Genomic DNA, 25437 nt, shown 5'->3' with positions numbered 1-25437 from the left:
CCAGGGCCTTTACTGATCAATTTTTGACCAGACCTCATTATTCGCCGACGCTGATCTTCAAGCCAGCGGCTATTGCAAAAGGTGTCAGGGTTATCGCCAAGGCGGTCAGGCTGCCAAGCCATAGGAGATAACCGGTCGCCGGCATTCCCTGCAAGGCCGCCTGCAAGGCGCCACTGCCAAGGATCAATACCGGGATGTACAACGGCAGAATCAGCAGTGCCAGCAACAGGCCGCCGCGCTTCAAACCTACTGTCAGCGCCGCACCCACCGCACCGAGCAGGCTCAGTACCGGTGTACCGAGCAGCAACGAAAGCAGCAACACCGGCAGACAGGCGGCAGGCAAACCGAGCATCAGCGCCAGCAAGGGTGCGAGCAAAACCAGTGCCAGACCGGAAAAAGCCCAGTGTGCCAGCACTTTGGCCAAAACCAGAAGAGGCAGGGGGTGCGGCGAAAGGACCCACTGCTCAAGGGATCCGTCTTCGAAATCACTGCGGAAAAGCCCGTCCAGCGAGAGCAGAACCGATAAAAGTGCCGCGACCCAGACCAACCCCGGAGACAAGGTTTGCAACAATTGAGACTCGGGTCCGACCGCCAACGGGAACAGGGAAACGACAATGGCGAAAAACACCAGCGGATTGGCCAGCTCCGCGGGACGGCGAAACAGCAGACGGGCCTCACGGGCGACCAACAGGCCAAAAACACTCATACGGCCCAATTCCCCAGATCGATGTCGCGATAAGCGGCCGGCATCCGGCTCAGCGTGTGGTGGGTGGTCAACACCACCATGCCGCCACGTTCGCAGTGGCCGGCCAGGTGTTCTTCGAGTTGCGCCACGCCTTGCTTGTCGAGAGCGGTGAACGGCTCATCGAGAATCCACAACGGCGGGCTGTCCAGATACAAACGCGCCAGTGCGACGCGACGCCGCTGCCCAGCGGACAGAGTGTGGCAGGGAACATCTTCGAATCCGCGCAATCCGACCGCCGCCAAGGCTTGCCAGATCGCCTCACGGGAGGCCGGTTGATGCAGGGCGCAGAGCCAACTCAGGTTCTCTTCCGGTGTCAGCAGATCCTTGATTCCCGCCGCATGGCCGATCCACAGCAGATTGCGCGCCAGCTCAGCGCGCTGCTCATCAAGGGGCTTGCCGTTGAGCAGCACTTGACCGGCGGTCGGATGCATCAGCCCGGAGAGCAGGCGCAACAGGCTGGTCTTGCCGCTGCCGTTGGGGCCACTGATTTGCATCATTTCGCCACTGGCCAGTCTCAAATCGAGATTTTCGAAGAGCAGCCGAAGGTCTCGCTCACAGGCAAGGGCAACGGTTTGCAGGACAGGACTGGTCAAGGGATCACGGGCCTTATACGGTTCAAGTCGGCTCTGGCGCGGCCGTTAAAGAGATGCAGCATAGATGCAATGGCGTCTTGTTCTAGAGAGCTGCGTCAAAGAATTGCAAAGTTTTCGCCATTATTGGATACAACGGCGCGGCATTATACATGCCATACCTTACTCTAAAGAGTGCATTTTCCTCAGGTTGTGACCGCGTATGACAGGCGAAATGAACATCCTCCCGCTACCGCAAACCCTCCCGGCGACTTCTCGCCCGCAGGTGGTCAGCGGTGAGTTGCTCAAGTTGCTGACGCCGGTGGAGGGGCTGATCAACGTCGGTCAAACCGCCCAGGCCGAAGTGTTGTCGCTCAAGCAGGCGGACCAGACTTTCCAGCTTCTGCTCAAGGTCACCCTCGACAGCGGTCGTCAGACCACGGTCCAGACCACCAGCAATCAACCGCTGACCCAGGGCACCACGCTGGTCGTCACCCAACCCTCGGCCGGCAGCCTGGCCGTGACGGTGCAACAGGCCATTGCTTCCAACGTCGCCACCCTCACCCACCTCGACACCGCGCAACTGCCCGTTGGCACCCTGCTGCAGGGCAAAGTGCTGACCTCGCAAATGCTGCCCCAGGTGCCCGGCCAGCCCATGGTGTTTCGCTCGATGGTGGGCCTGCTCAACACCGCACTGAGCGGCAGCACACTGAGTATCGACAGCCCGCAACCCTTGCGCATCGGCACCTTGTTGAGCGCACAGGTGCAGGACGCCCAGACAGTGAAGTTCGTGCCCCTGAGCAGCCGACAGGAACAACTGGCGGTGACCCGGCAACTGGTCGACCAGCAAAGCCGCCAGGGCTCGCTGGATAGCTTGCTCAAGCGCCTGCAGAATCTTCCGACCTCGGACCAGACATCCGTTGAATTGCGCAGCGCTGCTGCCCGTTTGCTCGCCGGCTTGCCGGATGTTCAACAGTTGAGCACCCCCAAGGGCCTGGCCCAGGCCCTGGCCAGCAGCGGCATGTTTCTCGAAAGCAAACTGCTGACCGGGCAAAACCCGACGCTCGCGCCGGACATGAAAGGCGATTTGCTCAAACTGGTTGCGCAGTTGAGTCAGGGCTTGCCGGCCAACACCAGCCTCGGCGCGATCATCGCCGCCAATACCCTGGTCCAGGCCATGCCGAATTTTGTCCGCAATGCCCTGGGCATGCTCGGTCAGGTCAGTGCCAAGCCGTCGCCGACCGGTTTCCCGCTGCCCGAACGTCTGTTAAAAGGCGCCGACGGTGAAAACGACCTCGAACACCTGCTTCGCCTGGCCGCCGCCGCGGTTTCACGCCTGCAAAGCCATCAACTGTCGGGCCTGGAACAGACCGGCGTAACCGCCGACGGACGGCTGATGAGCACCTGGCAGCTGGAAATCCCGATGCGCAATATGCAGGACATCGTGCCCTTGCAGGTCAAGTTCCAGCGCGAAGACGCCGCCGAAAAACAACAGCCAAAGGAACGTCGCGAAGAACACGAACCCAAGCAACAACTGTGGCGTGTGGAGCTGGCCTTCGCCATGGAGCCTTTGGGGCCGCTGCAAATCCAGGCGCAACTGATCAAGGGCAGCCTCTGCGGCCAGCTCTGGGCCGAGCGGCCATACACCGCCAGCCTGATCGAAAGCAATTTGGCCGGGCTGCGTGATCGCCTGCTGTCCGTCGGTCTGAACGTCGGCGACCTCGATTGCCACCTCGGTACACCGCCCCAAGGCCCGCAAACCCGCCTCGAACAACGCTGGGTGGACGAAACCGCATGAACACCCCCAACACCCCACGCCAGGCCATCGCCCTCAAATACGACGGCACCCACGCCCCCACCCTCACCGCCAAAGGCGACGAAGAGCTGGCGGAAGAAATCCTGCGCATTGCCCGCGACTGCGAAGTGCCGATCTACGAAAACGCCGAACTGGTGAGACTGCTGGCGCGCATGGAACTGGGGGACAGCATTCCGCAGGAACTCTATCTGACGATTGCCGAGATCATTGCGTTTGCGTGGAGTTTGAAAGGGAAGTTTCCGGCGGGGATCGGTCCGGATGCGCTGACGGTGGAGAAAGACATTACCGAGCGAGGGGATGATTATTGAGTTTTCGAGTACGCCATCGCGAGCAAGCTCGCTCCCACAGGTGAACTCATGTTCCATGTCCGATATAGAACCACTGTAGGAGCGAGCTTGCTCGCGATGGCGGCATGAGCGCCGCGTTTCTCCAGGAAGCCCGCGTCATCGTTAACGTCCATCGCGAGCAGGCTCGCTCCTACAGGTGAACACATGTTCTGTGTCCGACATAGAACCATTGTAGGAGCGAGCCTGCTCGCGATGGAGGTATGAGCGCCGCGTTTCTTCAGGAAGCCCGCGTCATCGTTAACGACCATCGCGAGCAAGCTCGCTCCTACAGGCTGTCAGTTCTTGTGCAACTTGCTCATCAACTCCGCCTCAGCCTGGGTCAAGCCGCAGGACTGGGTCAGTTCGTTGACGCTGGCGCCCATCCCGACCAGTCGCGCCGCCTGGGCGAACGACAGGCTTGAGGGGTCGCGTTGTTCCAGCTGGGCGAGTTTGTCCGGCAAGGGCGCGACGATCGCCCGCAGTTCATACAGGTCCTCGCCCATGCGCACGTTGCCGTTCTGGTAATCCTCGACGCGCCTGGCCAGGTCCTTGATGCGCTGATCGCGCAGCGCATCACCCTGGGCCTGTTGCGCGGCGATCTGCTTTTGACCGCGAATGTATGCCAGGAACATTGCCAGCGTACCTGCCCAGAACAGGAACAGGACAATGACCGCAACCTCGAGAATCAATCAGATACTCTCCAGTTCCGACCATTCTTCTTCGCTCATCATCTTGTCGAGCTCGACCAGGATGAGCAATTCGTTGTTCTTGTTGCATACGCCTTGAATGAACTTGGCGGACTCTTCGTTACCCACGTTCGGCGCGGTTTCGATTTCCGACTGACGCAGGTAAACCACTTCGGCCACGCTGTCGACCATGATCCCGACCACCTGCTTGTCGGCTTCGATGATGACGATACGGGTGTTGTCGCTGATCTCGGCATTCATCAGGCCGAAGCGCTGGCGGGTGTCGATCACGGTCACGACGTTGCCGCGCAGGTTGATGATGCCCAGCACGTAGCTCGGGGCACCCGGGACCGGGGCGATTTCGGTGTAACGCAAGACTTCCTGGACGCGCATCACGTTGATGCCGTAGGTCTCGTTGTCCAGCTTGAAGGTGACCCATTGCAGGATCGGATCTTCGGAACCTTTTGCCGCCGTTGCCTTGTCATTCATACCCTGCCCCCTCAAAAAACCGCCCTGGCGGTGTGTGTTCTGTGCAACATCATCAGATGTGACGTCGCCTGTTTTGTTTATTTGACTGATGTCGGTTTGTGGCCCGGCTTGCCGCCGGACATGTGCCGGGCTCCGCCGCTGGCGATCAACTCGGCCAGTGAGGCGACATCGAGCAAGGCGCACATGTGTTCTATTACCGTGCCGGCCAGCCATGGCCGCTGACCTCGGTGACTTCTCCATTTGATTTCATTCGGGTTCAGACGCAACGAGCGGCTGACCTGATGCACCGCCAGTCCCCACTCGTAGCCTTGCACCGAAATCACGTATTGCAGGCCTTGCTTGAAATCGTCGCGGTAACGGTCGGGCATGACCCAACGCGCGGTATCGAGCACCTTGAGATTGCCGGCCTGGCTCGGCAGGATGCCCAGGAACCATTCGGGCTGGCCGAACAATGGGGTCAACTCGTGACCGGCCAGGGAGTAAATCGACCCCAGGCACACCAGCGGCACCGCCAGGGTCAAGCCGGCGACATCGAACAGCAGGCATTCGAAGGGTTCGGCAGCCCAGGACGGACGACCATCGGACTCAACCGGGGGCGGCGTGTTGCTCGGTGGTAGATGCACATCGACGACCGGCGGCACCAGGATTTGCTGCACTTCGACGACTGCTGGCTGCGCCTCGACAGGTGGTGGCACCAAGGCTTGCAGCAGCGGCGCGATGGTCGAGACCGGCGCCATAACAGGGACCGGAGCTTCGATCACCGGCGCCTTGAACACTGGCGCCACCGATGCCTGCACCGGGACGACCGTCACAGCGGCTGCGGCGTCGCGGGCCTGCTCTTCGAGCACCGCTGCCTGAAACTCGTCCAGCACCGCTTCTGCGGCGATCTCCTCGGCCACTGCCTCTACGGGCAGCGTCAATTCTTCGGTCACTTCCTGCAGCAAGCTGTCCAGGTAGGACTGCAATGCCAGTTGCGGGCGCGAAGTGGTCTTCAATGGCCGGTTCATGAGCACGCACCTGTAGGAGCGAGCATGCTCGCGATGAACCTGAGAGCGCCACGGGGTGTCAGGTTTCCCGCGTCATCGTTGACGACCATCGCGAGCAAGCTCGCTCCTACAGGAATTGGGCTCATGTCACGCCACCTGCGGCACAAGTTGCGCCGCCAGCAAATGCTTGAGCAACGCACGGTAAGCGAGAACGCCACGGCTCTTGCCGTCGAATTGCGAAGGCGTCAGACCGGCGCGGCTGGCATCGCGCAGGCGCGTGTCCACCGGGATATAGCCTTGCCAGATTTCGTCGGGGAATTTGTCGCGCAGCACGCGCAACGTTCCGAGGGACGCCTGGGTGCGGCGGTCAAACAGGGTCGGCACGATGGTGAAGGGCAGCGCCTGTTTGCGAGAGCGATTGATCATCGCCAGGGTGTTGACCATGCGCTCAAGGCCTTTGACCGCCAGATGCTCGGTCTGCACCGGGATCACCAGTTGCTGGCTCGCCGCCAAGGCATTGACCATCAGCACGCCGAGCAATGGCGGGCTGTCGATCACGGCGTAATCGAAGTCCTGCCACAGTTGCGCCAGGCTCTTGGCAATCACCAGGCCCAAACCGCTCTGCCCCGGCGACTGGCGCTCAAGGGTGGCCAGTGCGGTGCTGGAGGGCAACAGGGAGATGCGTTCGTCACTGGTCGACAGCAGCAGTTGACCCGGCAGGCCTTGGGGCACGTTGCCCTTGTGCAGGAACAGGTCGTAGCTGCTGTGCTCCAGGGCGTCGGGATCGTAGCCGAAGTAGCTGGTCATGGAGCCGTGGGGGTCGAGATCGACCACGACCACACGCTTGCCCGCCTCCGCCAGTAAACCGGCTAAAGCGATGGAGGAAGTGGTTTTACCGACACCACCCTTTTGATTGGCGACTGCCCAGACTCTCATTCGGATTGTTCCTCCCGGCCGAACGGATCGACCGAGAAATAGCTCAACGTGTTAATGCGGGTGACGGAGAATTGACGGCGTTCTCTCGTACCGGCGACTTGACCGGGGTCGGTGCAGTTTGTGTGCCAGCACGCTTCAAAGCGGCATCCGGTTGCGCATGGGCGGTTCCGGTGCCGGTCAGGCTGCGGCGAACATCGAGGTTGCGCGACACCACCAGCACCACGCGACGGTTGCGGGCGCGGCCTTCGGCGGTGGCGTTGTTGGCCACCGGCTGAAACTCGCCGTAGCCCACCGAAGCCAGGCGACCGGGGTTCACCCCTTGCATCGCCAGCATGCGCACGATGCTCGCCGAGCGTGCCGAGGACAGCTCCCAGTTGGTCGGGTACTGCGCGGTACGGATCGGTTGATCGTCGGTGAAACCTTCGACATGGATCGGGTTGTCGAACGGCTTCAGGATCGCCGCGACCTTGTCGATGATGTTGAACGCGATGTCGCTGGGCATGGCGTCGCCGCTGCCGAACAGCAGGCTGGAATTGAGCTCGATCTCGACCCACAACTCGTTGCCGCGCACGGTCATCTGGTTGGAGCTGATCAGGTCACCGAACGCCGCACTGATGTCGTCGGCGATGCTCTTGAGGGGATCGCTGGTGCCGGAGACGCCGGCATCGACCTGGTCACTGTCCTTGACCAGCGGCTTGGCCGGGGTCACGGTCTTCGGCCGCTCGTCTCCGATGGGGATCGGCTTGAGCGAACGGTCGGAGTCGGTAAAGACCCCGATCAATGCCTCGGAAATGACCTTGTACTTGCCTTCGTTGATCGACGAGATGGAGTACATCACCACGAAAAAGGCGAACAGCAAGGTGATGAAGTCGGCATAGGAAACCAGCCAACGTTCATGGTTTACATGCTCTTCATGCTGGCGACGACGTGCCATGAGCTTATTCCCTTAATCCATGAAGCCCTGAAGCTTCAACTCAATGGAGCGAGGGTTTTCACCTTCGGCGATCGACAGGAGCCCTTCCAGCAACATCTCGCGATAACGCGACTGACGTAACGCGATGGATTTGAGTTTGGCGGCAATCGGCAGCAGCACCAGGTTGGCACTGGCCACGCCGTAGATAGTGGCGACGAACGCCACGGCAATACCGCTGCCCAGTTGCGATGGATCAGCGAGGTTGCCCATGACATGAATCAGGCCCATGACCGCACCGATGATGCCGATGGTCGGCGCGTAACCGCCCATGCTTTCGAAGACTTTGGCCGCTTCGATGTCGCGGCTTTCCTGGGTGTAGAAGTCCACTTCCAGAATGCTGCGGATCGCTTCCGGCTCGGCGCCATCCACCAGCAGTTGCAGGCCTTTGCGTGCGTAGTTATCGGGCTCGGCATCGGCGATGCCTTCAAGGCCCAGCAGGCCTTCCTTGCGGGCGGTCAGGCTCCAGTTCACCACGCGGTCGATGCCACCGGCCAGATCGACACGGGGCGGGAACAGGATCCAGGCGAGGATCTGCATGGCGCGCTTGAAGGCACTCATCGGCGATTGCAGTAGCGCGGCGCCAATGGTGCCGCCGAGCACGATCAGCGCTGCCGGGCCGTTGGCCAGGGCGCCGAGGTGACCGCCTTCAAGGTAGTTGCCGCCGATGATCGCGACAAAGGCCATGATGATGCCAATCAGGCTTAGAACATCCATCAGATACAGGCCTCGACCAGGTGCCTGCCAATGTCGTCCAGGCTGTACACCGCGTCGGCGAGCTCGGCTTTGACGATGGCCATCGGCATGCCGTAGATCACGCAACTGGCTTCGTCCTGCGCCCAGATCGAACTGCCGCCCTGCTTGAGCAGGCGCGCGCCTTCGCGGCCGTCGGCGCCCATGCCGGTCAGGACCACCGCCAGAACTTTGTCACCGTAGGTCTTGGCTGCCGAACCGAAGGTGATATCCACGCACGGCTTGTAATTGAGACGTTCGTCACCCGGGAGGATTTTCACCGCGCCGCGGCCGTCGATCATCATCTGCTTGCCACCCGGCGCCAGCAGCGCCAGGCCCGGACGCAGGATATCGCCATCCTCGGCCTCCTTGACGCTGATGCGGCAGAGCTTGTCCAGGCGCTCGGCAAAGGCCTTGGTGAAGGCCGCCGGCATGTGTTGAACCAGCACGATCGGGGCCGGGAAGTTGGCCGGCAATTGGGTCAACACTCGCTGCAGGGCGACCGGGCCGCCGGTGGACGTACCGATGGCCACCAGTTTGAAGGCTTTGCGTTTCGGCGCGGGCGACGACGCAGTGGCCGCATGCGTACGCGCAGGGATCGGTGCCGGACGCACGGGCGCGCTGCTGCCGTAACCGCCGACGCTCGAAGGCGCAGCTGTTGGAGCAGGTGCGGCCACAGGGGCCGGAGCGCTGTAAGTGCTGACGCGACGATTGCTGCGCGAGATGCTCAGGATCTTCTCGCACAACAGTTGCTTGACCTTCTCGGGGTTGCGCGAGATGTCTTCGAAATTCTTCGGCAGGAAGTCCACTGCGCCGGCATCCAGCGCATCGAGGGTGACCCGGGCGCCTTCGTGGGTCAGCGAGGAGAACATCAGGACCGGGGTCGGACAGCGTTGCATGATGTGCCGCACGGCGGTGATGCCGTCCATCATCGGCATCTCGTAGTCCATGGTGATCACATCCGGCTTGAGGGCCAGCGCCTGATCAATCGCCTCTTTGCCGTTGGTCGCCGTGCCGACGACCTGGATATTGGAATCCGCTGAAAGAATTTCCGAGACGCGGCGGCGGAAAAACCCCGAATCGTCCACCACCAGGACTTTGACTGCCATAAACACTCCATTAGATGGAGCGAGGCCAGGCGCCTCGCTCCACCAGAATCAAATACGCCGTGTGGCGTAACGCTTGAGCATGCTCGGAACATCGAGAATCAGCGCGATGCGGCCGTCACCGGTGATGGTGGCGCCGGACATGCCCGGGGTTCCCTGGAGCATTTTGCCCAATGGCTTGATGACCACTTCTTCCTGGCCCACCAGTTGATCGACGACAAAGCCGATCCGCTGCGTGCCCACCGAAAGGATCACCACATGGCCCTCGCGCTGCTCTTCGTGAGCGGCGGAGCTGACCAGCCAGCGTTTGAGATAGAACAATGGCAGCGCCTTGTCCCGCACGATCACCACTTCCTGGCCGTCCACGACGTTGGTGGTCGACAGGTCGAGGTGGAAGATCTCGTTGACGTTCACCAGCGGGAACGCGAACGCCTGGTTACCGAGCATGACCATCAGCGTCGGCATGATCGCCAGGGTCAGCGGCACCTTGATGACGATCTTCGAACCCTGGCCCTTGGCCGAGTAGATGTTGATCGAGCCGTTGAGCTGGGAAATCTTGGTTTTCACCACGTCCATGCCCACGCCACGACCCGATACGTCGGAAATCTCGGTCTTGGTCGAGAAACCCGGGGCGAAAATCAGGTTGTAGCATTCGGTGTCGCTCAGGCGATCGGCGGCATCCTTGTCCATCACACCGCGTTTTACCGCGATGGAACGCAACACGTTCGGGTCCATGCCCTTGCCGTCGTCGGAAATCGACAGCAGGATGTGGTCGCCTTCCTGCTCCGCCGCCAGGATCACCTTGCCGCCACGGGCCTTGCCCGAGGCTTCGCGTTCTTCCGGCGACTCGATGCCGTGGTCAACCGCGTTGCGCACCAAGTGGACCAGCGGGTCGGCCAGGGCCTCGACGAGGTTCTTGTCGAGGTCGGTTTCTTCGCCGACCAGCTCCAGGTTGATCTCTTTCTTGAGCTGGCGGGCCAGGTCGCGAACCAGGCGCGGGAAGCGCCCGAAGACTTTCTTGATCGGTTGCATCCGGGTCTTCATGACCGCGGTTTGCAAGTCGGCGGTGACCACGTCGAGGTTCGACACGGCCTTGGACATGGCTTCGTCGCCGCTGTTGAGGCCCAGGCGGACCAGGCGGTTACGCACCAGCACCAACTCGCCGACCATGTTCATGATCTCGTCCAGACGCGCGGTATCGACACGTACGGTGGTCTCGGCTTCGCTCGCCGGCTTTTCCGCCAGTGGCGCGGCCGGGGCACGGGACGATGCCGGTGCAGCAGTTGCCGGGGCCGACACTTCGGCTTTTGGCTCGGGGGCCCTGGCCACCGGTTTCGGCGCGGTTGCCTTGGCGGCAGGTGCCGCAACCGAGGCGTTGGCGCCGGTTGCCGTTCCAACCGTCACGCCCACCTCAGTGAACTTGCCTTTACCGTGCAATTCGTCGAGCAGCGCTTCGAACTCGTGATCGGATATCAGATCGCTGCCGGCCGCCACCGCGCTTGGTGCCGCGGGTGCAGGCACAGAAGCAATGGCCGACTCCAGCGCCTCGACAGCAAAATTACCCTTGCCGTGCAGCTGGTCGAGCAGTGCTTCGAATTCGTCGTCAGTAATATCGGAACTGTCGCCAGTCGCTTTCGGGGCTTCTGGCGCAGCCGGTGCCGGGACCAACGCGTCAACGGCGAACTGGCCTTTGCCGTGCAGTTGATCGAGCAACGACTCGAACTCGGCATCGGTGATTTCGTCGCTGCCAGCGGCATTGCCAGCAGGCGCTGGAACAGCCGCCGGGGCCTCGGCCTGGGCCTTGACGGCGTTCAGCGAGTCCAGCAGTTGTTCGAATTCATTGTCGGTGATATCGCCCGACTCGCTTTCAGCCACAGGCGCTTGGACCACGGCGACGACAGGTGCGGCAGCCGCCTCGTCAGCCGATTGCGGCTCGGCCAGACGGGCCAGCGCCGCGAGCAGTTCCGGTGTCGCAGCCGTGATCGGGCTGCGTTCGCGGACTTCGCTGAACATGCTGTTCACCGCGTCCAGCGCTTCGAGAACCACGTCCATCAGTTCCGAGTCGACGCGACGCTCACCCTTGCGCAGGATGTCGAACACGTTCTCGGCGATGTGGCAGCACTCCACCAGCTCGTTGAGCTGGAGGAAGCCGGCGCCCCCTTTTACAGTGTGAAAACCGCGAAAAATTGCATTGAGCAAATCCGCATCATCCGGACGGCTTTCCAGCTCGACCAGTTGCTCGGACAGTTGCTCTAGAATCTCGCCGGCCTCAACCAGGAAATCCTGAAGGATCTCTTCATCGGCGCCGAAGCTCATTAAGGGGGTGCTCCTAAAGGTCTAAAAACCTAAAATGCCTAAAATTCTAAAACCCTAGGCTGGATAGCAAATCGTCCACATCGTCCTGACCGGACACAACGTCTTCTCTTTTATCGGCATGAATCTGCGGACCTTCACCCTGAGAGAGATGTTTTTGTGGATCTTTTTCAGCAAGCATCGCTTCACGGTCATGTTCGATGCCCGCAAAGCGGTCCACCTGACTGGCCATCAGCACGAGCTTGAGCAGGTTGCTTTCAACTTCGGTGACCAACTGGGTCACCCGCTTGATCACCTGGCCTGTGAGGTCCTGGTAATCCTGGGCGAGCAGGATGTCGTTCAGGTTGCCCGACACCGCGCGATTGTCCGTGCCGCTGCGCGTCAGGAACCCGTCGACCCGTCGGGCCAGTTCACGAAACTCTTCGGCGCCGACTTCGCGACGCATGAAGCGCCCCCAGTCCGCGCTCAACACCTTGGCTTCATCGGCCAGGCCATTGACCAGCGGCGTGGCACTTTCCACCAGATCCATGGTGCGGTTGGCCGCAGCCTCGGTCAGCTTGACCACATACCCCAGGCGCTCGGTGGCGTCGGTGATCTGCGACACTTCTTCGGCCTGCGGCATGTGCGGGTCAATCTGGAAATTGACGATCGCGCTATGCAGTTCGCGGGTGAGCTTGCCCACTTCCTGATACAGGCCGCGGTCACGGGTCTGGTTGAGCTCATGGATCAATTGCACCGCGTCGCCGAACTTGCCTTTTTCAAGGCTCTCGACCAATTCGAGGGCGTGTTTTTTCAGGGTCGATTCAAAATCGCCCAATGAAGTTTCGTTATTGCCCATAGCTCCCCCGTGGCGCACTCATCAACCAATGCGTTCGAAAATCTTCTCGATTTTTTCTTTCAACGCCTGGGCCGTGAAGGGCTTGACCACATAGCCGTTAACGCCGGCCTGGGCCGCTTCGATGATCTGCTCGCGCTTGGCTTCAGCGGTCACCATCAGCACCGGCAGGTGCTTGAGCTTTTCATCGGCACGCACGTGACGCAGCAGATCGATACCGGTCATGCCAGGCATGTTCCAATCCGTTACCAGAAAGTCGATGCTTCCGCTGTTGAGCACCGGAATGGCGGTAGTGCCATCGTCGGCCTCGACGGTGTTGGTGAACCCAAGGTCACGCAGCAGGTTCTTGATGATCCGCCGCATCGTTGAGAAGTCATCAACGATGAGGATTTTCATGTTCTTGTCCAATTCGACCTCCAAGCAGTCTTAAACGCGCCCAGCACCTGGACACGCCATTTCAATCAATCCGGCAAAGCACTCAATGACTGTCTGGAGCACAACAGATCGCGACCGGCGCAGTTCAACACCACACCGGCCTCGTTCGCAGTGTCCCCACACTGCCTTCAGCGCGCTCGCCACTCCCCCAAACGCCCCCGCAAACGGGCCGCGCACTGGCTGTGTAACTGGCTGACCCGCGATTCGCTGACCCCCAGGACCTCACCGATTTCCTTGAGATTCAACTCTTCGTCGTAGTACAGCGCCAACACCAGTCGCTCACGCTCCGGCAAATTGGCAATCGCATCCGCCAGCGCAGCCTGGAAGCGTTCATCCTCCAGGTCGCGTGACGGCTCGACATGAGCACTCGCGCCATCCTCGTGCAGCCCTTCGTGTTCGCCGTCCTGCAACAGGTCGTCGAAACTGAACAGCCGGCTGCCCAGGGTGTCGTTCAAAATCCCGTAGTAATCGTCGAGACTCAATTGGAGTTCGGCCGCAACTTCGTGATCTTTAGCGTCACGGCCGGTTTTAGCTTCAATCGAGCGAATGGCATCGCTGACCATGCGCGTATTGCGGTGGACCGAACGTGGCGCCCAGTCCCCCTTGCGCACTTCATCGAGCATGGCGCCGCGGATTCGTATGCCCGCGTACGTCTCGAAACTGGCGCCTTTGCCGGCGTCATATTTGGTCGACACTTCAAGCAGGCCAATCATCCCGGCCTGGATCAGGTCTTCGACCTGGACACTGGCCGGCAAACGCGCCAGCAAGTGGTAGGCAATGCGTTTAACCAGCGGCGCGTAACGCTCGATCAGCTCGTACTGCGCATCACGCGCCGATCTCTTGTAGAGGTTGTAGCCGCTGGCTGTCATAGAACAGGTCCTGCTGTCTGCTGCACGAGGCGCTCGACGAAAAACTCCAGGTGCCCGCGCGGGTTGGCAGGCAGCGGCCAGGTATCAACCTTTTGTGCGATTGCCTTGAACGCCAGCGAGCACTTGGAACGCGGGAAGGCCTCGTAGACGGCGCGCTGCTTCTGCACGGCCTTGCGCACGCTTTCGTCGTAGGGCACCGCGCCGACATATTGTAAGGCGACGTCGAGGAAGCGATCCGTGACCTTGGTCAACTTGGCGAACAGGTTGCGTCCTTCCTGCGGGCTCTGGGCCATGTTGGCCAGGACGCGGAAGCGGTTCATGCCGTAATCGCGGTTCAGCAACTTGATCAAGGCGTAGGCATCGGTGATCGAGGTCGGCTCGTCGCACACCACCAGCAGCACTTCCTGGGCTGCACGGACGAAACTGACTACCGAGTCACCAATGCCCGCAGCGGTGTCGATCACCAGTACGTCGAGGTTGTCGCCGATATCACTGAAGGCCTGGATCAGGCCGGCGTGTTGCGCGGGACTCAGATGCACCATGCTCTGAGTGCCGGATGCGGCCGGAACGATACGGATGCCGCCGGGCCCCTGCAGCAATACATCGCGCAGTTCGCAGCGGCCTTCGATCACGTCGGCCAGGGTACGTTTGGGTGTCAGGCCCAGCAGAACGTCGACGTTCGCCAGCCCCAGGTCGGCGTCCAACAGCATGACGCGCCGGCCAAGTTCGGCCAAAGCCAGGGACAAGTTCACTGACACATTAGTTTTCCCGACGCCACCTTTGCCGCCGGTCACCGCGATCACCTGTACGGGATGCATGCTGCCCATGTTATTTCTTTACCTTGTCTTGCATAGACGGAGGCCACATTACTGGCTGCGCGTTCACAAACGGAACAATGCATGGCAGACCATCGATGTAGGTATAAAAACTGTTCATTTTTACCTCAGCCAACCTGCTTGGTCGGGCTGTGGTAGATGTCAGCGAACATGTCAGCCATGGCTTCTTCGCTGGGTTCTTCCTGCATTTGCACACTCACGGCGCGGCTGACCAATTGATGACGGCGCGGCAGATGCAAATCATCCGGGATCCGCGGGCCATCGGTCAGGTAAGCCACCGGCAGTTCATGACTGATGGCAAGGCTCAACACCTCGCCCAGACTAGCCGTTTCATCCAGTTTAGTCAGAATGCAGCCGGCGAGCCCGCAGCGCTTGTAACTGTGATAAGCGGCCGTTAGAACCTGTTTCTGGCTGGTGGTTGCCAGAACCAGATAATTTTTTGAACGGATGCCGCGACCGGCCAGACTTTCGAGCTGCATGCGCAGCGCCGGATCGCTGGCCTGCAGGCCCGCGGTATCGATCAGCACCACGCGCTTGCGCAGCAATGGCTCCAGCGCCTGCACCAAGGACTGGCCAGGGTCGACGTGGGTCACCGACACATTGAGAATGCGCCCCAAGGTCTTGAGCTGCTCCTGGGCACCGATGCGGAAGCTGTCCATGCTCACCAGCGCAATGTTCTGCGCGCCGTACTTGAGCACATAACGGGCAGCCAACTTGGCCAGGGTGGTGGTCTTGCCCATGCCGGCAGGGCCGACCATGGCGATCACGCCGCCCTCTTCCAGCGGCTCGACCTCCGGAGTAACGATCATGCGCGCCAGGTGCGCCAGCAACATGCGCCAGGCCTGACGAGGCTCTTCGATTTCGGTGATCATTGCCAGCAGGTCGCGCGACAGCGGGCCAGACAGGCCGATACGTTGCAGGCGACGCCAGAGGTTGGCCTGGTCCGGACGGCTGCCTTGCAGCTGATTCCAGGCCAGGGAGCCGAGTTGTACTTCCATGAGTTCGCGCAGGCTGTTGAGCTCGAAACGCATCGAGTCGAACGCACGTGGATCCACGCCACCGGACGCTGGCGCAGCGGCCGGCGCGGGGCGACGGGGTTCGGCGTAGGTCGGTTCGATCAGCGGCTCGGCGGCAGTCAACGGCAATCCGGCGAACAGCTGGCGATTGGTTGCATTGTCGCTCTCGCCATCGCCACGCAGGCTCAATTCGGCCTGGGCGGTGACGATCCGCGACTGAGTCTTGCGCAATTCGTCTTCGAGCTCCATGTTCGGAACCCGCGGCGCCAGCGCCGACAACTTGTAGTCCAGCGCAGCCGTCAGTTCGACCCCCCCGGCGATCCGGCGGTTGCCAATGATGGCGGCATCAGCGCCCAGCTCATCGCGAACCAGCTTCATGGCCTGACGCATATCGGCGGCGAAAAAACGCTTAACTTGCATAAACCACTACCTCAGCCGTTGGGCCCTACTGTCGCAACGATGGTCACTTGCTTGTTGTCAGGGATTTCCTGGTAAGCCAACACATGCAAACCCGGGACTGCGAGCCGGCCAAATCGCGAGAGCATCGCGCGAACCGGACCGGCCACCAGCAGAATCACCGGCTGACCTTGCATCTCCTGACGCTGCGCCGCGTCGATCAACGAACGTTGCAGCTTCTCAGCCATGCTTGGCTCCAGCAGAACGCCCTCTTCAGAGCCTTGTCCTGCCTTTTGCAGACTATTGAGCAATATCTGTTCCAACCTTGGCTCCAGCGTGATAACCGGCAGCTCCGACTCAGTGCCTACAATGCTTTGGACGATTGCGCGGGATACGCCAACCCGCACGGCGGCCACCAGCGCGGCGGTATCTTGACTCTTGGCGGCATTGTTGGCGATCGCCTCGGCAATACTGCGGATATCGCGAACAGGCACTTGTTCGGCCAACAGCGCTTGCAACACCTTGAGCAACTGCGACAGCGAAACCACGCCCGGCACCAGCTCCTCGGCCAGTTTCGGCGAGCTTTTGGCCAGCAATTGCATGAGTTGCTGCACTTCTTCGTGACCGATCAGCTCACTGGAATGCTTGTAGAGTATCTGGTTCAAGTGAGTAGCCACTACTGTACTGGCATCGACCACCGTATAACCGAGGGATTGCGCCTGGGCGCGCTGGCTGATTTCGATCCAGACCGCCTCCAGGCCGAAAGCCGGATCTTTGGCGGTAATGCCATTGAGCGTGCCGTAGACCTGCCCCGGGTTGATCGCCAGCTCGCGATCTGGGTAAATCTCCGCCTCGGCCAGGATCACCCCCATGAGGGTCAGGCGATAGGCACTTGGCGCCAGGTCGAGGTTGTCGCGGATATGCACGGTCGGCATCAGGAAGCCGAGATCCTGGGACAGCTTCTTGCGCACGCCCTTGATTCGCGCCAGCAACTGGCCGCCCTGGTTGCGGTCCACCAGCGGAATCAGGCGATAACCCACCTCCAGGCCGATCATGTCGATCGGCGTCACGTCATCCCAGCCAAGCTCCCTGGTTTCCTGGGCGCGGGCAGGCGACGGCAGCAACTCCTGCTGGCGCTTGACCTCTTGCAGGGCGTGAACCTTGGCGACGTTCTGCTTCTTCCAGAACAGGTAAGCGCCACCGGCCGCCAGGGCCGCCATGCTCAGGAACGAGAAGTGCGGCATGCCGGGCACCAGGCCCATGACCGCCATCAAACCGGCTGCCACCGCCAGCGCCTTGGGCGAGGCGAACATCTGGCGATTGATTTGCTTGCCCATGTCTTCCGAACCGGACGCACGGGTCACCATGATTGCCGCTGCTGTCGATAACAACAGTGATGGCAATTGCGCCACCAAACCGTCACCGATGGTCAGCAGCGCATACACCTTGCCAGCGTCGCCGAAGGTCATGCCGTGCTGGAAGATACCGACCGCCATGCCGCCGATCAGGTTGATGAACAGGATCAACAGACCGGCGATGGCGTCACCGCGGACGAATTTGCTGGCACCGTCCATGGAACCGTAGAACTCGGCTTCCTGGGCCACTTCCGAACGACGGGCCTTGGCCTGGGCCTGATCGATCAGGCCGGCGTTGAGGTCGGCGTCGATCGCCATTTGCTTGCCGGGCATCGCATCGAGGGTGAAACGCGCGCTCACCTCGGAAATCCGCCCCGCGCCCTTGGTCACCACGACGAAGTTGATGATCATCAAAATCGCGAAGACCACGATACCGACCACGTAGTTACCGCCGATCACCACCTCGCCGAAGGCCTGGATCACCTTGCCGGCCGCCGCATGACCGTCCTGGCCGTGGAGCATCACCACCCGCGTCGAAGCCACGTTCAGCGCCAGGCGCAACAACGTCGCCACCAGCAGAATGGTCGGAAACACCGCGAAATCCAGCGGGCGCAGGGCGTAGACGCACACCAGCAGCACGACGATGGACAGGGCAATGTTGAAGGTGAAGAACACGTCCAGCAGGAACGGCGGCACCGGCAACATCATCATCGCCAGCATGACCAGCAGCAACAGCGGCACGCCCAGATTGCCTCGACTGAGGTCGGCAACGTTTGTGCGGGCACTGTTGATTAACTGAGAGCGATCCACCGGTTTTCCCCGTTCCTTTAAAGCAAACTTTTGACGCCTGAAGCGGGCGCAGGGCGGCTACTGCAAGAAGCTTTCCAACTTTTGCAAAGGCAAGAAACAGAGGGGTTTTGAAGGATTCTGTGGGAGCGAGCTTGCTCGCGATGGCGATGTGTCAGTCGACACACATTGTGCCTGTGCTGGCGCTATCGCGAGCAAGCTCGCTCCCACAAAGGAGCCGCGCCCGGCTCAGGAGTCGCGGCGCAAATCCGGCGGAATAGGCAAATCATCCTTCAGCGGATCAGGCCGCTTGCCCTTGCCCGCCCGGTACTGTCGAATCTGGTAGACGTAAGCCAACACCTGCGCCACCGCCAGATACAACCCACCCGGGATCTCCTGCTCAAGCTCCGTCGAGTAGTAGATCGATCGCGCCAGCGCCGGAGACTCCAGCAACAGAATCTCGTTGGCCGCCGCGATCTCACGGATCTTCAGGGCCAGGAAGTCGCTGCCCTTGGCGATCAGCATCGGCGCGCCGCTCTTGTCCGGGTCGTACTTGAGGGCCACGGCGTAGTGCGTCGGGTTGGTGATGACCACGTCGGCCTCGGGAATGGCGGCCATCATCCGCCGCTGGGACATCTCGCGCTGCAGCTGTCGAATTCGCTGCTTGACCTCCGGCCGCCCCTCTTGATCCTTGTGCTCGTCACGCACTTCCTGCTTGGTCATTTTGAGTTTCTTGATGCTCTCCCAGAGCTGGATCGGCACATCCACGGCAGCGATGATGATCAATCCGCAAGCCATCCACAGGGAACTCCAACCGACCACTTGCACGCTGTGAATGATCGCGCGGTCCAGCGGTTCGTGAGCGATGCGCAGCAAATCGTCGATGTCCGCCGCCAACACCAGCAGCGCCACGAACAGCACGATGAAAAACTTCGCCAGAGCCTTGAGCAGTTCGGCAATGGCCTTGGTGGAGAACATGCGCTTGAGCCCGGCGCCGGGGTTCATCCGGCTGAACTTGGGCGCCATGGTGCCGGCAGAAAACAGCCAGCCGCCAAGGGAAATCGGGCCGATCAACGCGGCCAGCAGCAAGGTGATCATCACCGGTTGAATCGCCAGCAAGGCAATCTGTCCCGAGTGCAGCAAGTAGGTGCCCATCGAGCGCTGATCCAGCACCACCTCTCGCGACAGGGAAAAGTTCAGGCGCATCAGGTCCATCATTTCCTGGGCCAGCGCCCCACCGAACACCAGCAATGCGCCAGCCCCGGCGAGCATGATTGCCAGGGTATTGAGCTCCTTGGAACGGGCAATCTCACCCTTCTCACGGGCGTCCTTTTTCTTTTTCTCCGTGGGGTCTTCTGTTTTGTCCTGACCGCTTTCGCTCTCAGCCATGACTCAGCGCGCCTGTGCCAGTTCGCGTAAAAACTGCAAGGCCTCGGTGGCCAGTGGTTGATACTGATTGAGAATGTCCGCCAGCCCGACCCAGACGATAAACAGGCCGAGCACCAGGGTCAGCGGGAAGCCGATGGAGAAAATGTTCAGTTGCGGCGCCGCCCGGGTCATCACGCCAAACGCGATGTTGACCACCAGCAGCGCGGTGATCGCCGGAAGCACCAACAGCAGCGCCGCGCCAAGCACCCAGCCCAGCTTGCCGGCCAGCTCCCAGTAATGATTGACCATCAGGCCGCTGCCGACCGGCAGCGTGGTGAAGCTCTCGGTCAGCACCTCGAACACCACCAGATGGCCGTTCATCGCCAGGAACATCAGCGTCACCAGCATGGTGAAGAACTGCCCGATCACCGCCACTGACACGCCGTTGGTGGGGTCGACCATCGAGGCGAAACCCATGCCCATCTGGATCGCGACAATCTGCCCCGCCACCACGAACGCCTGAAAGAACAACTGCAAGGAGAAACCGAGGATTGCGCCGACGAGGATCTGTTCGGCAATCAGCAGCAGGCCGCTTAAATCCAGCGCATTCACTGGCGGCATCGGCGGCAGGTTGGGTGCGATGACCACGGTGATGGCGAGGGCGAAATACAGGCGGATACGTTTAGGCACCAGTGAGGTGCCGAACACCGGCATGACCATCAGCAAGGCGCCGACGCGAAACAGCGGCAACATGAACGTCGCCACCCAGGTACTGATCTGGGTGTCCGTCAGCTGCAGTAGCGACGACATGGTTTAGCCGATGACCTGCGGAATACTGCCGTACAACTGCAGGATGTACTCCATGAAAGTCTGCACCAGCCACGGCCCGGCGACGATCAGCGTCACCAGCATCACCAGCAGGCGCGGCAGGAAGCTCAGGGTCTGTTCGTTGATCTGTGTCGCGGCCTGGAACATCGCCACGATCAGGCCCACCAGCAGGCTCGGAATCACCAGCACCGCCACCATCAACGTTGTCAGCCACAGCGCTTCGCGAAAGATGTCGACCGCAACTTCCGGGGTCATGGCGAGACACCGCCGAAGCTGCTGGCCAGCGTGCCGATGATCAGCGCCCAGCCATCGACCAGCACGAACAACATGATCTTGAACGGCAGGGAAATGATCAGCGGCGACAGCATCATCATACCCATGGCCATCAACACGCTGGCCACGACCAGGTCGATGATCAGGAACGGAATGAAGATCATGAAGCCGATCTGGAATGCCGTTTTCAGCTCGGAGGTCACGAAGGCCGGCACCAGGATGGTCAACGGCGCCTGATCCGGCGTCGCGATGTCAGTGCGCTTGGACAGGCGCATGAACAGCTCCAAATCGCTGGTGCGGGTCTGGGCGAGCATGAAGTTCTTGATCGGCACCTGGGCCTTGGCGACCGCATCCTGGGCCGTCAGTTTTTCTGCCAGATACGGCTGCAAGGCGTCCTGGTTCACCCGGTCGAACACCGGCGCCATGATAAACAGGGTCAGGAACAGTGCCATGCCGGTGAGGATCTGGTTCGACGGTGTCTGCTGCAGGCCCAGGGCCTGGCGCAGGATCGAGAAGACAATGATGATCCGGGTGAAACTGGTCATCAGCATGACAAACGCGGGGATAAAACTCAGCGCGGTCATGATCAGCAGGATTTGCAGGCTGACCGAGTATTCCTGCGCACCCTGCGCATTGGTGCCCAGGGTGATGGCCGGGATCGACAACGGGTCGGCGGCGAATGCCAGCGGCGCGGCCAGCATCAGGGTCAGCGTCAAGGCGATGCGCAGCGCACCCATTACTTCTTATCCTTCTGATCTTTACCCAGCATCTCCAACAGGCGTTGGGCAAATTCCGGCGTCGGCTTCTCGGTACTCGGCACTTGCACCGGCTCCTTGAGCACATGCAGCGCAGTGATGTTGCCGGGGCTCAGGCCCAACAGGATCTGCTCGTTGCCGATCTGCACCAGCATCAGGCGGTCGCGAGGCCCCAACGCGCGGGAACCGACAATCTCGATCACCTGCCCCTTGCCAGCCGGACCGGCCTGCTGGACCCGACGCAGCAACCAGGCGAGGAGGAAGATCAGCCCCAGCACCAGCAGCAAGCCGAACACCAGTTGCGTCAGTTGCCCAGCCACACCGCTGCTCACCGCCGGCGCAGCAGCCGAGGTCGCCGTTGCGACCGGCTCGGCCGCCAGTACGCTGTACGGCATCGCCAATACAAACCCGAGAACCCTTTTCACTCAGCGCAGCTTCTTGATGCGTTCGCTTGGGCTGATCACGTCCGTCAGGCGGATGCCGAACTTCTCGTTGACCACCACCACTTCGCCGTGGGCGATGAGCGTGCCATTGACCAGCACGTCCAGCGGCTCGCCAGCCAGGCGATCAAGCTCGATCACCGAACCCTGGTTCAGTTGCAGCAGGTTGCGGATGTTGATCTCAGTGCTGCCCACTTCCATGGAAATCGACACCGGGATATCGAGGATCACGTCCAGGTTCGGGCCTTCGAGGCTTACCGGATCGTTGTTTTTCGGCACACTGCCGAACTCTTCCATTGGCAGGCGGTTGGACGCGGAACTGCCGGCGTCGGCGGCCAGCAAGGCATCGATATCGGCCTGCCCGGCATCACCGGTTTCTTCCAGGGCTGCTGCCCACTCATCGGCCAGAGCCTGGTCGTCTTGCGTGTTCATTTGTCAGTGTCCTCGGCGAGCAAAAATTCAGAATTCGTTTAATCGCGAATGGGTACGAGCGCCGGTCAACGGCGCTCGATCGGCTCGATCACTTGCAACGCCAGATTGCCCTTGTGCGAGCCCATCTTGACCTTGAAGGCCGGCACGCCGTTGGCGCGCATGATCATTTCTTCCGGCATGTCGACCGGGATCACATCCCCCGGCTGCATGTGCAGGATGTCGCGCAGGCGCAACTGACGACGAGCCACCGTCGCACCGATCGGCACGTCGACGTCCAGCACGTCCTGGCGCAGGGCGTTGACCCAGCGCTCGTCCTGATCGTCGAGGTCTGACTGGAAGCCGGCGTCGAGCATTTCGCGCACTGGCTCGATCATCGAGTACGGCATGGTCACGTGCAGGTCGCCGCCACCGCCATCGAGTTCGATGTGGAAGGTCGACACCACAATGGCCTCGCTCGGGCCGACGATGTTGGCCATGGCCGGGTTCACTTCCGAGTTGATGTACTCGAAGTTGACTTCCATGATCGCCTGCCAGGCTTCCTTCAAATCGACGAACGCCTGCTCCAGCACCATGCGTACCACGCGCAGTTCGGTCGGCGTGAATTCACGCCCTTCGATCTTGGCGTGGCGGCCGTCGCCGCCGAAGAAGTTGTCCACCAGCTTGAACACCAGTTTGGCGTCGAGGATGAACAGCGCGGTGCCGCGCAGGGGTTTGATCTTGACCAGATTGAGACTGGTCGGCACGTACAGCGAGTGCACGTATTCGCCGAACTTCATCACCTGCACGCCGCCGACCGCCACGTCTGCCGAGCGACGCAGCATGTTGAACATGCTGATGCGGGTATAACGGGCGAAACGCTCGTTGATCATTTCCAGGGTCGGCATGCGTCCACGGACGATGCGATCCTGGCTGGTCAGGTCATAGCTTTTGACGGTGCCGGGCTCGGCAGCGTTATCGGTCTGTACCAGACCATCGTCGACGCCATGCAACAGCGCGTCGATCTCATCCTGGGACAGCAGGTCCTGCACGGCCATGTCGTGTTCCTACTGCAGTACGAAATTAGTGAAAAGCAACTGTTCGATCACCACTTTGCCGAGCTCTTTCTGCGCCACTTCCTGGACACTGGCGGTAGCTTTCTGCCGCAGCATTTCCTGGCCGACCGGCGAGGCGAGGGTCGCGAAGTCCTGCCCGGAGAACAGCATGACCAGGTTGTTGCGGATCACCGGCATGTGGACCTTGAGTGCTTCCAGATCCGCCTGGTTGCGCGCGAGCATGGTGATGCTCACTTGCATGTAGCGCTGGCGACCGTTCTGGTTGAAGTTGGCCACGAAAGCCGGCGCCATCGACTCGAAAATCGCTGGCTGCTTGCCGACAGGAGCGGTTTGCTCCACTGCGGCGGCAGGCTTGCTCTGAGCGCTGTGCATGAAGTACCAGGTCGCCCCCACGGACACACCGATCGCCAGCAGCAGGGCCACCACGATCACGATAATCAGCTTGAGTTTGCCTTTGGTTGCGGGGTCTTTTACTGCTGCGTCGCTCTTCGCCATGCCAATAATCCGTCACTAATCGGGTTTTCACAGTCGCACGGCAAGGCAAGAGCAAGTGTTATGCCAGAACGGTTGGGAGGGAGATGGGTGGACAGACGCCTTTTTGAAGAGCGCCGCCAAACAAATGTGGGAGCGGGCTTGCTCGCGAATGCGTTGTGACAGTCAACATTAATGTTGAATGTTAAACCGTATTCGCGAGCAAGCCCGCTCCCACAGGGTTTGTGTCTGATCAGGCGTAGTAGTCGACGGCGCTGGAGCCGATCACACTGGTAGCCGTTGCGGCAACTTCTGTGATGCTCGGGGCTATTTCGTCATCCATGGCTTCAAGACGACCACCACTGGCGCTCGTTCGCCCGCTCTGGCTTTGCTGAGCCTGCTCCTGCCCTTGCTGCGAACCACGGGATTGGTCCGAAACGTTGACATCGACCTGCCCCATGCCCTGCTGCGCGAACATGTCGCGCAAGCGATGGACCTGCCCATCCAGCGCCTCACGGACGCCCGGATGCGCACTCATGAACGTGACCTGGGTCTGTTGATCGGGAACCATGTTCACCCGAATGTCCAGACGCCCGAGTTCAGCGGGCTGCAACTGGATGTCCGCCGCCTTGAGATTGGCGCTGGACAGGTACATGACCCGGTTCACCACCTCTTCGGTCCACCCGCTCTGGTGCATGGCGATCGGCTGGTTCACCGGCAAGGCATTGGCTGTCTTCGGTGTGGCCGCCTGGGTCAGCGCTGCCAGACGGTTGGCGAAATCATCGACACGGGTGTCGCTGCTGGCGGACTTGAGGTCCTTCAGGCCGTCATCGATCAAGCCGCTGAAAGCCTTGTCGCCCCCCTGACCGGTGCCGCTGTTGTCGCCCTGAACCTCCAGCATGGTCGCCATGCCGGCGGCAAAGTTTTGCGCCGACGTCAGCTCACCGTCAGCCTGGGCTTGCGCTTGTGTCGGCGCAGCCTTGGGCTGCGCCTGGCTGGAAGCCGATACGTGACCGCCCTGCTCCATCGCCAGGCGCACCGCCGGCAATGCGTCGAGCGGATCGGTCGAGGGATCGAAATCGCCGTCGGCAGTGGCCAGCGCTGGAGCGAGTGCAGCCGTAGCCGTAGCCGCGGAAGCAACCGGCGCATCAACGACAGGTTGCACTGTGTCGACTACGCAAGAGGCTACCGGTGCCAGTACAACGGGATCAATCGGTGCGGCATCGACGACCGGAGCCGGGTCGGCATCTGACGCATCATCGCCAACGGTCTTGTCATCAACCGGCACCGAATTGTCGACAGGCAAGGATTTGCCGCCATCGGCAACCAGCGGTTCCTCGGCGGCAGACTTGTCGTCATCAGCGTCGTTCCTTCCGGCAACATGGCTGGTTTTGTCGCGACCGGGCTTGACCGAGGTATCGGCCAATGCATTGGGCTTGCTCTGGGCCTGGCTGGCGTAGACATGAGCGAAGCTTGCGGCCTTGCCCCCGGGCTTAGCGGTCTGCGCCGGAGGATTGGCGGAGCCAGCTTGAGTCTTGGCCTGCCTGGAGGCCTGAAGCAGAATATCGGGGGTAACGGGCATGAAACGGTCTCCGCTGCACGGGGCTCGTAAGTAC

General features: G+C 61.1%; 27 protein-coding genes. 2 read left to right on the top strand and 25 right to left on the bottom strand.

Annotated elements, in window-relative coordinates; genetic code table 11:
• Window positions 1-37: 37 nt before the first annotated feature.
• Both ccmB and ccmA read right to left on the bottom strand, forming a co-directional pair.
• Window positions 38-706, bottom strand: coding sequence for a heme exporter protein CcmB (gene ccmB / locus KGA98_RS17780; RefSeq protein ID WP_007983326.1), 669 nt, complete (start codon window positions 704-706; stop codon window positions 38-40).
• Window positions 703-1338, bottom strand: a complete 636-nt coding sequence (gene ccmA / locus KGA98_RS17775) for a cytochrome c biogenesis heme-transporting ATPase CcmA (protein ID WP_057715865.1) — start codon at window positions 1336-1338, stop codon at window positions 703-705. The genes ccmB and ccmA overlap by 4 nt, the downstream gene beginning before the upstream one ends.
• A gap of 199 nt (window positions 1339-1537) precedes the next feature.
• On the opposite strand from ccmA, the gene KGA98_RS17770 reads away from it, so the two are divergent.
• Window positions 1538-3112 carry a flagellar hook-length control protein FliK gene (locus KGA98_RS17770; RefSeq protein ID WP_218542775.1) on the top strand — a complete coding sequence of 525 codons (1575 nt, stop codon included), beginning with the start codon at window positions 1538-1540 and terminating at the stop codon, window positions 3110-3112.
• Window positions 3109-3438 (top strand): EscU/YscU/HrcU family type III secretion system export apparatus switch protein, encoded by a 330-nt coding sequence (locus tag KGA98_RS17765; RefSeq protein WP_218542774.1) that lies wholly within the window; start codon window positions 3109-3111, stop codon window positions 3436-3438. Before KGA98_RS17770 ends, KGA98_RS17765 begins: the two co-directional genes overlap by 4 nt.
• 314 nt (window positions 3439-3752) lie before the next feature.
• Here KGA98_RS17765 and KGA98_RS17760 read toward each other — a convergent pair whose 3' ends face one another.
• The 23 genes from KGA98_RS17760 to KGA98_RS17650 all read right to left on the bottom strand — a co-directional run bounded on the left by KGA98_RS17760 (window position 3753) and on the right by KGA98_RS17650 (window position 25403).
• Window positions 3753-4145, bottom strand: coding sequence for a DUF2802 domain-containing protein (locus tag KGA98_RS17760; protein WP_150813436.1), 393 nt, complete (start codon window positions 4143-4145; stop codon window positions 3753-3755).
• Window positions 4146-4631 carry a chemotaxis protein CheW gene (locus tag KGA98_RS17755; RefSeq protein ID WP_007980742.1) on the bottom strand — a complete coding sequence of 162 codons (486 nt, stop codon included), beginning with the start codon at window positions 4629-4631 and terminating at the stop codon, window positions 4146-4148.
• A gap of 77 nt (window positions 4632-4708) precedes the next feature.
• Window positions 4709-5638, bottom strand: coding sequence for a CheW domain-containing protein (locus tag KGA98_RS17750; RefSeq protein ID WP_154947179.1), 930 nt, complete (start codon window positions 5636-5638; stop codon window positions 4709-4711).
• Window positions 5639-5764: 126 nt separating this feature from the next.
• Window positions 5765-6553 (bottom strand): ParA family protein, encoded by a 789-nt coding sequence (locus KGA98_RS17745; protein ID WP_008000390.1) that lies wholly within the window; start codon window positions 6551-6553, stop codon window positions 5765-5767.
• 43 nt (window positions 6554-6596) lie between these two features.
• Window positions 6597-7487: a flagellar motor protein MotD gene (motD, locus tag KGA98_RS17740; RefSeq protein ID WP_154910943.1), complete on the bottom strand. Its 891-nt coding sequence runs from the start codon at window positions 7485-7487 to the stop codon at window positions 6597-6599.
• Window positions 7488-7499: 12 nt separating this feature from the next.
• Window positions 7500-8240: a flagellar motor protein gene (locus tag KGA98_RS17735; protein ID WP_057715870.1), complete on the bottom strand. Its 741-nt coding sequence runs from the start codon at window positions 8238-8240 to the stop codon at window positions 7500-7502.
• The gene (locus tag KGA98_RS17730; protein ID WP_154860752.1) at window positions 8240-9364 is read right to left on the bottom strand and encodes a chemotaxis response regulator protein-glutamate methylesterase; all 1125 of its coding nucleotides are present in this window, start codon (window positions 9362-9364) and stop codon (window positions 8240-8242) included. The genes KGA98_RS17735 and KGA98_RS17730 overlap by 1 nt, the downstream gene beginning before the upstream one ends.
• A gap of 48 nt (window positions 9365-9412) precedes the next feature.
• Window positions 9413-11677 (bottom strand): chemotaxis protein CheA, encoded by a 2265-nt coding sequence (locus tag KGA98_RS17725; protein ID WP_218542772.1) that lies wholly within the window; start codon window positions 11675-11677, stop codon window positions 9413-9415.
• A gap of 46 nt (window positions 11678-11723) precedes the next feature.
• Complete coding sequence (locus KGA98_RS17720) at window positions 11724-12512, bottom strand: protein phosphatase CheZ (protein WP_150813431.1); 789 nt, start codon at window positions 12510-12512, stop codon at window positions 11724-11726.
• 21 nt (window positions 12513-12533) lie between these two features.
• On the bottom strand, window positions 12534-12905 hold the full coding sequence (locus KGA98_RS17715; RefSeq protein ID WP_003183998.1) for a chemotaxis response regulator CheY: 372 nt from the start codon (window positions 12903-12905) through the stop codon (window positions 12534-12536).
• A gap of 167 nt (window positions 12906-13072) precedes the next feature.
• Entirely contained in the window at window positions 13073-13813 is a 741-nt protein-coding gene (gene fliA, locus KGA98_RS17710) for an RNA polymerase sigma factor FliA (RefSeq protein WP_150813430.1), read from the bottom strand.
• On the bottom strand, window positions 13810-14640 hold the full coding sequence (fleN, locus tag KGA98_RS17705; protein ID WP_008001746.1) for a flagellar synthesis regulator FleN: 831 nt from the start codon (window positions 14638-14640) through the stop codon (window positions 13810-13812). The genes fliA and fleN overlap by 4 nt, the downstream gene beginning before the upstream one ends.
• Window positions 14641-14756: 116 nt before the next feature.
• Complete coding sequence (gene flhF / locus KGA98_RS17700; protein WP_150813429.1) at window positions 14757-16085, bottom strand: flagellar biosynthesis protein FlhF; 1329 nt, start codon at window positions 16083-16085, stop codon at window positions 14757-14759.
• 11 nt (window positions 16086-16096) lie between these two features.
• Window positions 16097-18226 (bottom strand): flagellar biosynthesis protein FlhA, encoded by a 2130-nt coding sequence (gene flhA / locus KGA98_RS17695; RefSeq protein ID WP_102669722.1) that lies wholly within the window; start codon window positions 18224-18226, stop codon window positions 16097-16099.
• Between the two features lie 225 nt (window positions 18227-18451).
• A complete protein-coding gene (gene flhB, locus KGA98_RS17690) occupies window positions 18452-19591 on the bottom strand; it encodes a flagellar biosynthesis protein FlhB (RefSeq protein ID WP_223502931.1) in 1140 nt (379 codons plus the stop codon).
• A gap of 3 nt (window positions 19592-19594) precedes the next feature.
• Entirely contained in the window at window positions 19595-20380 is a 786-nt protein-coding gene (gene fliR / locus KGA98_RS17685; protein WP_150734894.1) for a flagellar biosynthetic protein FliR, read from the bottom strand.
• 3 nt (window positions 20381-20383) lie between these two features.
• Window positions 20384-20653, bottom strand: a complete 270-nt coding sequence (gene fliQ, locus KGA98_RS17680) for a flagellar biosynthesis protein FliQ (protein WP_008058625.1) — start codon at window positions 20651-20653, stop codon at window positions 20384-20386.
• A complete protein-coding gene (fliP, locus tag KGA98_RS17675; RefSeq protein ID WP_150813425.1) occupies window positions 20650-21408 on the bottom strand; it encodes a flagellar type III secretion system pore protein FliP in 759 nt (252 codons plus the stop codon). The genes fliQ and fliP overlap by 4 nt, the downstream gene beginning before the upstream one ends.
• Complete coding sequence (fliO, locus tag KGA98_RS17670) at window positions 21408-21821, bottom strand: flagellar biosynthetic protein FliO (RefSeq protein ID WP_223502945.1); 414 nt, start codon at window positions 21819-21821, stop codon at window positions 21408-21410. The genes fliP and fliO overlap by 1 nt, the downstream gene beginning before the upstream one ends.
• A 30-nt stretch (window positions 21822-21851) precedes the next feature.
• A complete protein-coding gene (gene fliN, locus KGA98_RS17665; RefSeq protein WP_150813424.1) occupies window positions 21852-22298 on the bottom strand; it encodes a flagellar motor switch protein FliN in 447 nt (148 codons plus the stop codon).
• A gap of 65 nt (window positions 22299-22363) precedes the next feature.
• Complete coding sequence (fliM, locus tag KGA98_RS17660) at window positions 22364-23332, bottom strand: flagellar motor switch protein FliM (protein WP_046037701.1); 969 nt, start codon at window positions 23330-23332, stop codon at window positions 22364-22366.
• A gap of 9 nt (window positions 23333-23341) precedes the next feature.
• A complete protein-coding gene (fliL, locus tag KGA98_RS17655; protein ID WP_150813423.1) occupies window positions 23342-23845 on the bottom strand; it encodes a flagellar basal body-associated protein FliL in 504 nt (167 codons plus the stop codon).
• Between the two features lie 229 nt (window positions 23846-24074).
• Window positions 24075-25403, bottom strand: coding sequence for a flagellar hook-length control protein FliK (locus KGA98_RS17650; protein ID WP_223502930.1), 1329 nt, complete (start codon window positions 25401-25403; stop codon window positions 24075-24077).
• Window positions 25404-25437: the final 34 nt, after the last annotated feature.

This window comes from Pseudomonas sp. BF-R-24, assembly GCF_019947335.1.
Taxonomy (GTDB): Bacteria; Pseudomonadota; Gammaproteobacteria; order Pseudomonadales; family Pseudomonadaceae; genus Aquipseudomonas; species Aquipseudomonas jessenii.
The sequence above is the reverse complement of the archived record's forward strand: the minus strand, read 5'-3'. Positions and strand labels throughout refer to the sequence as shown.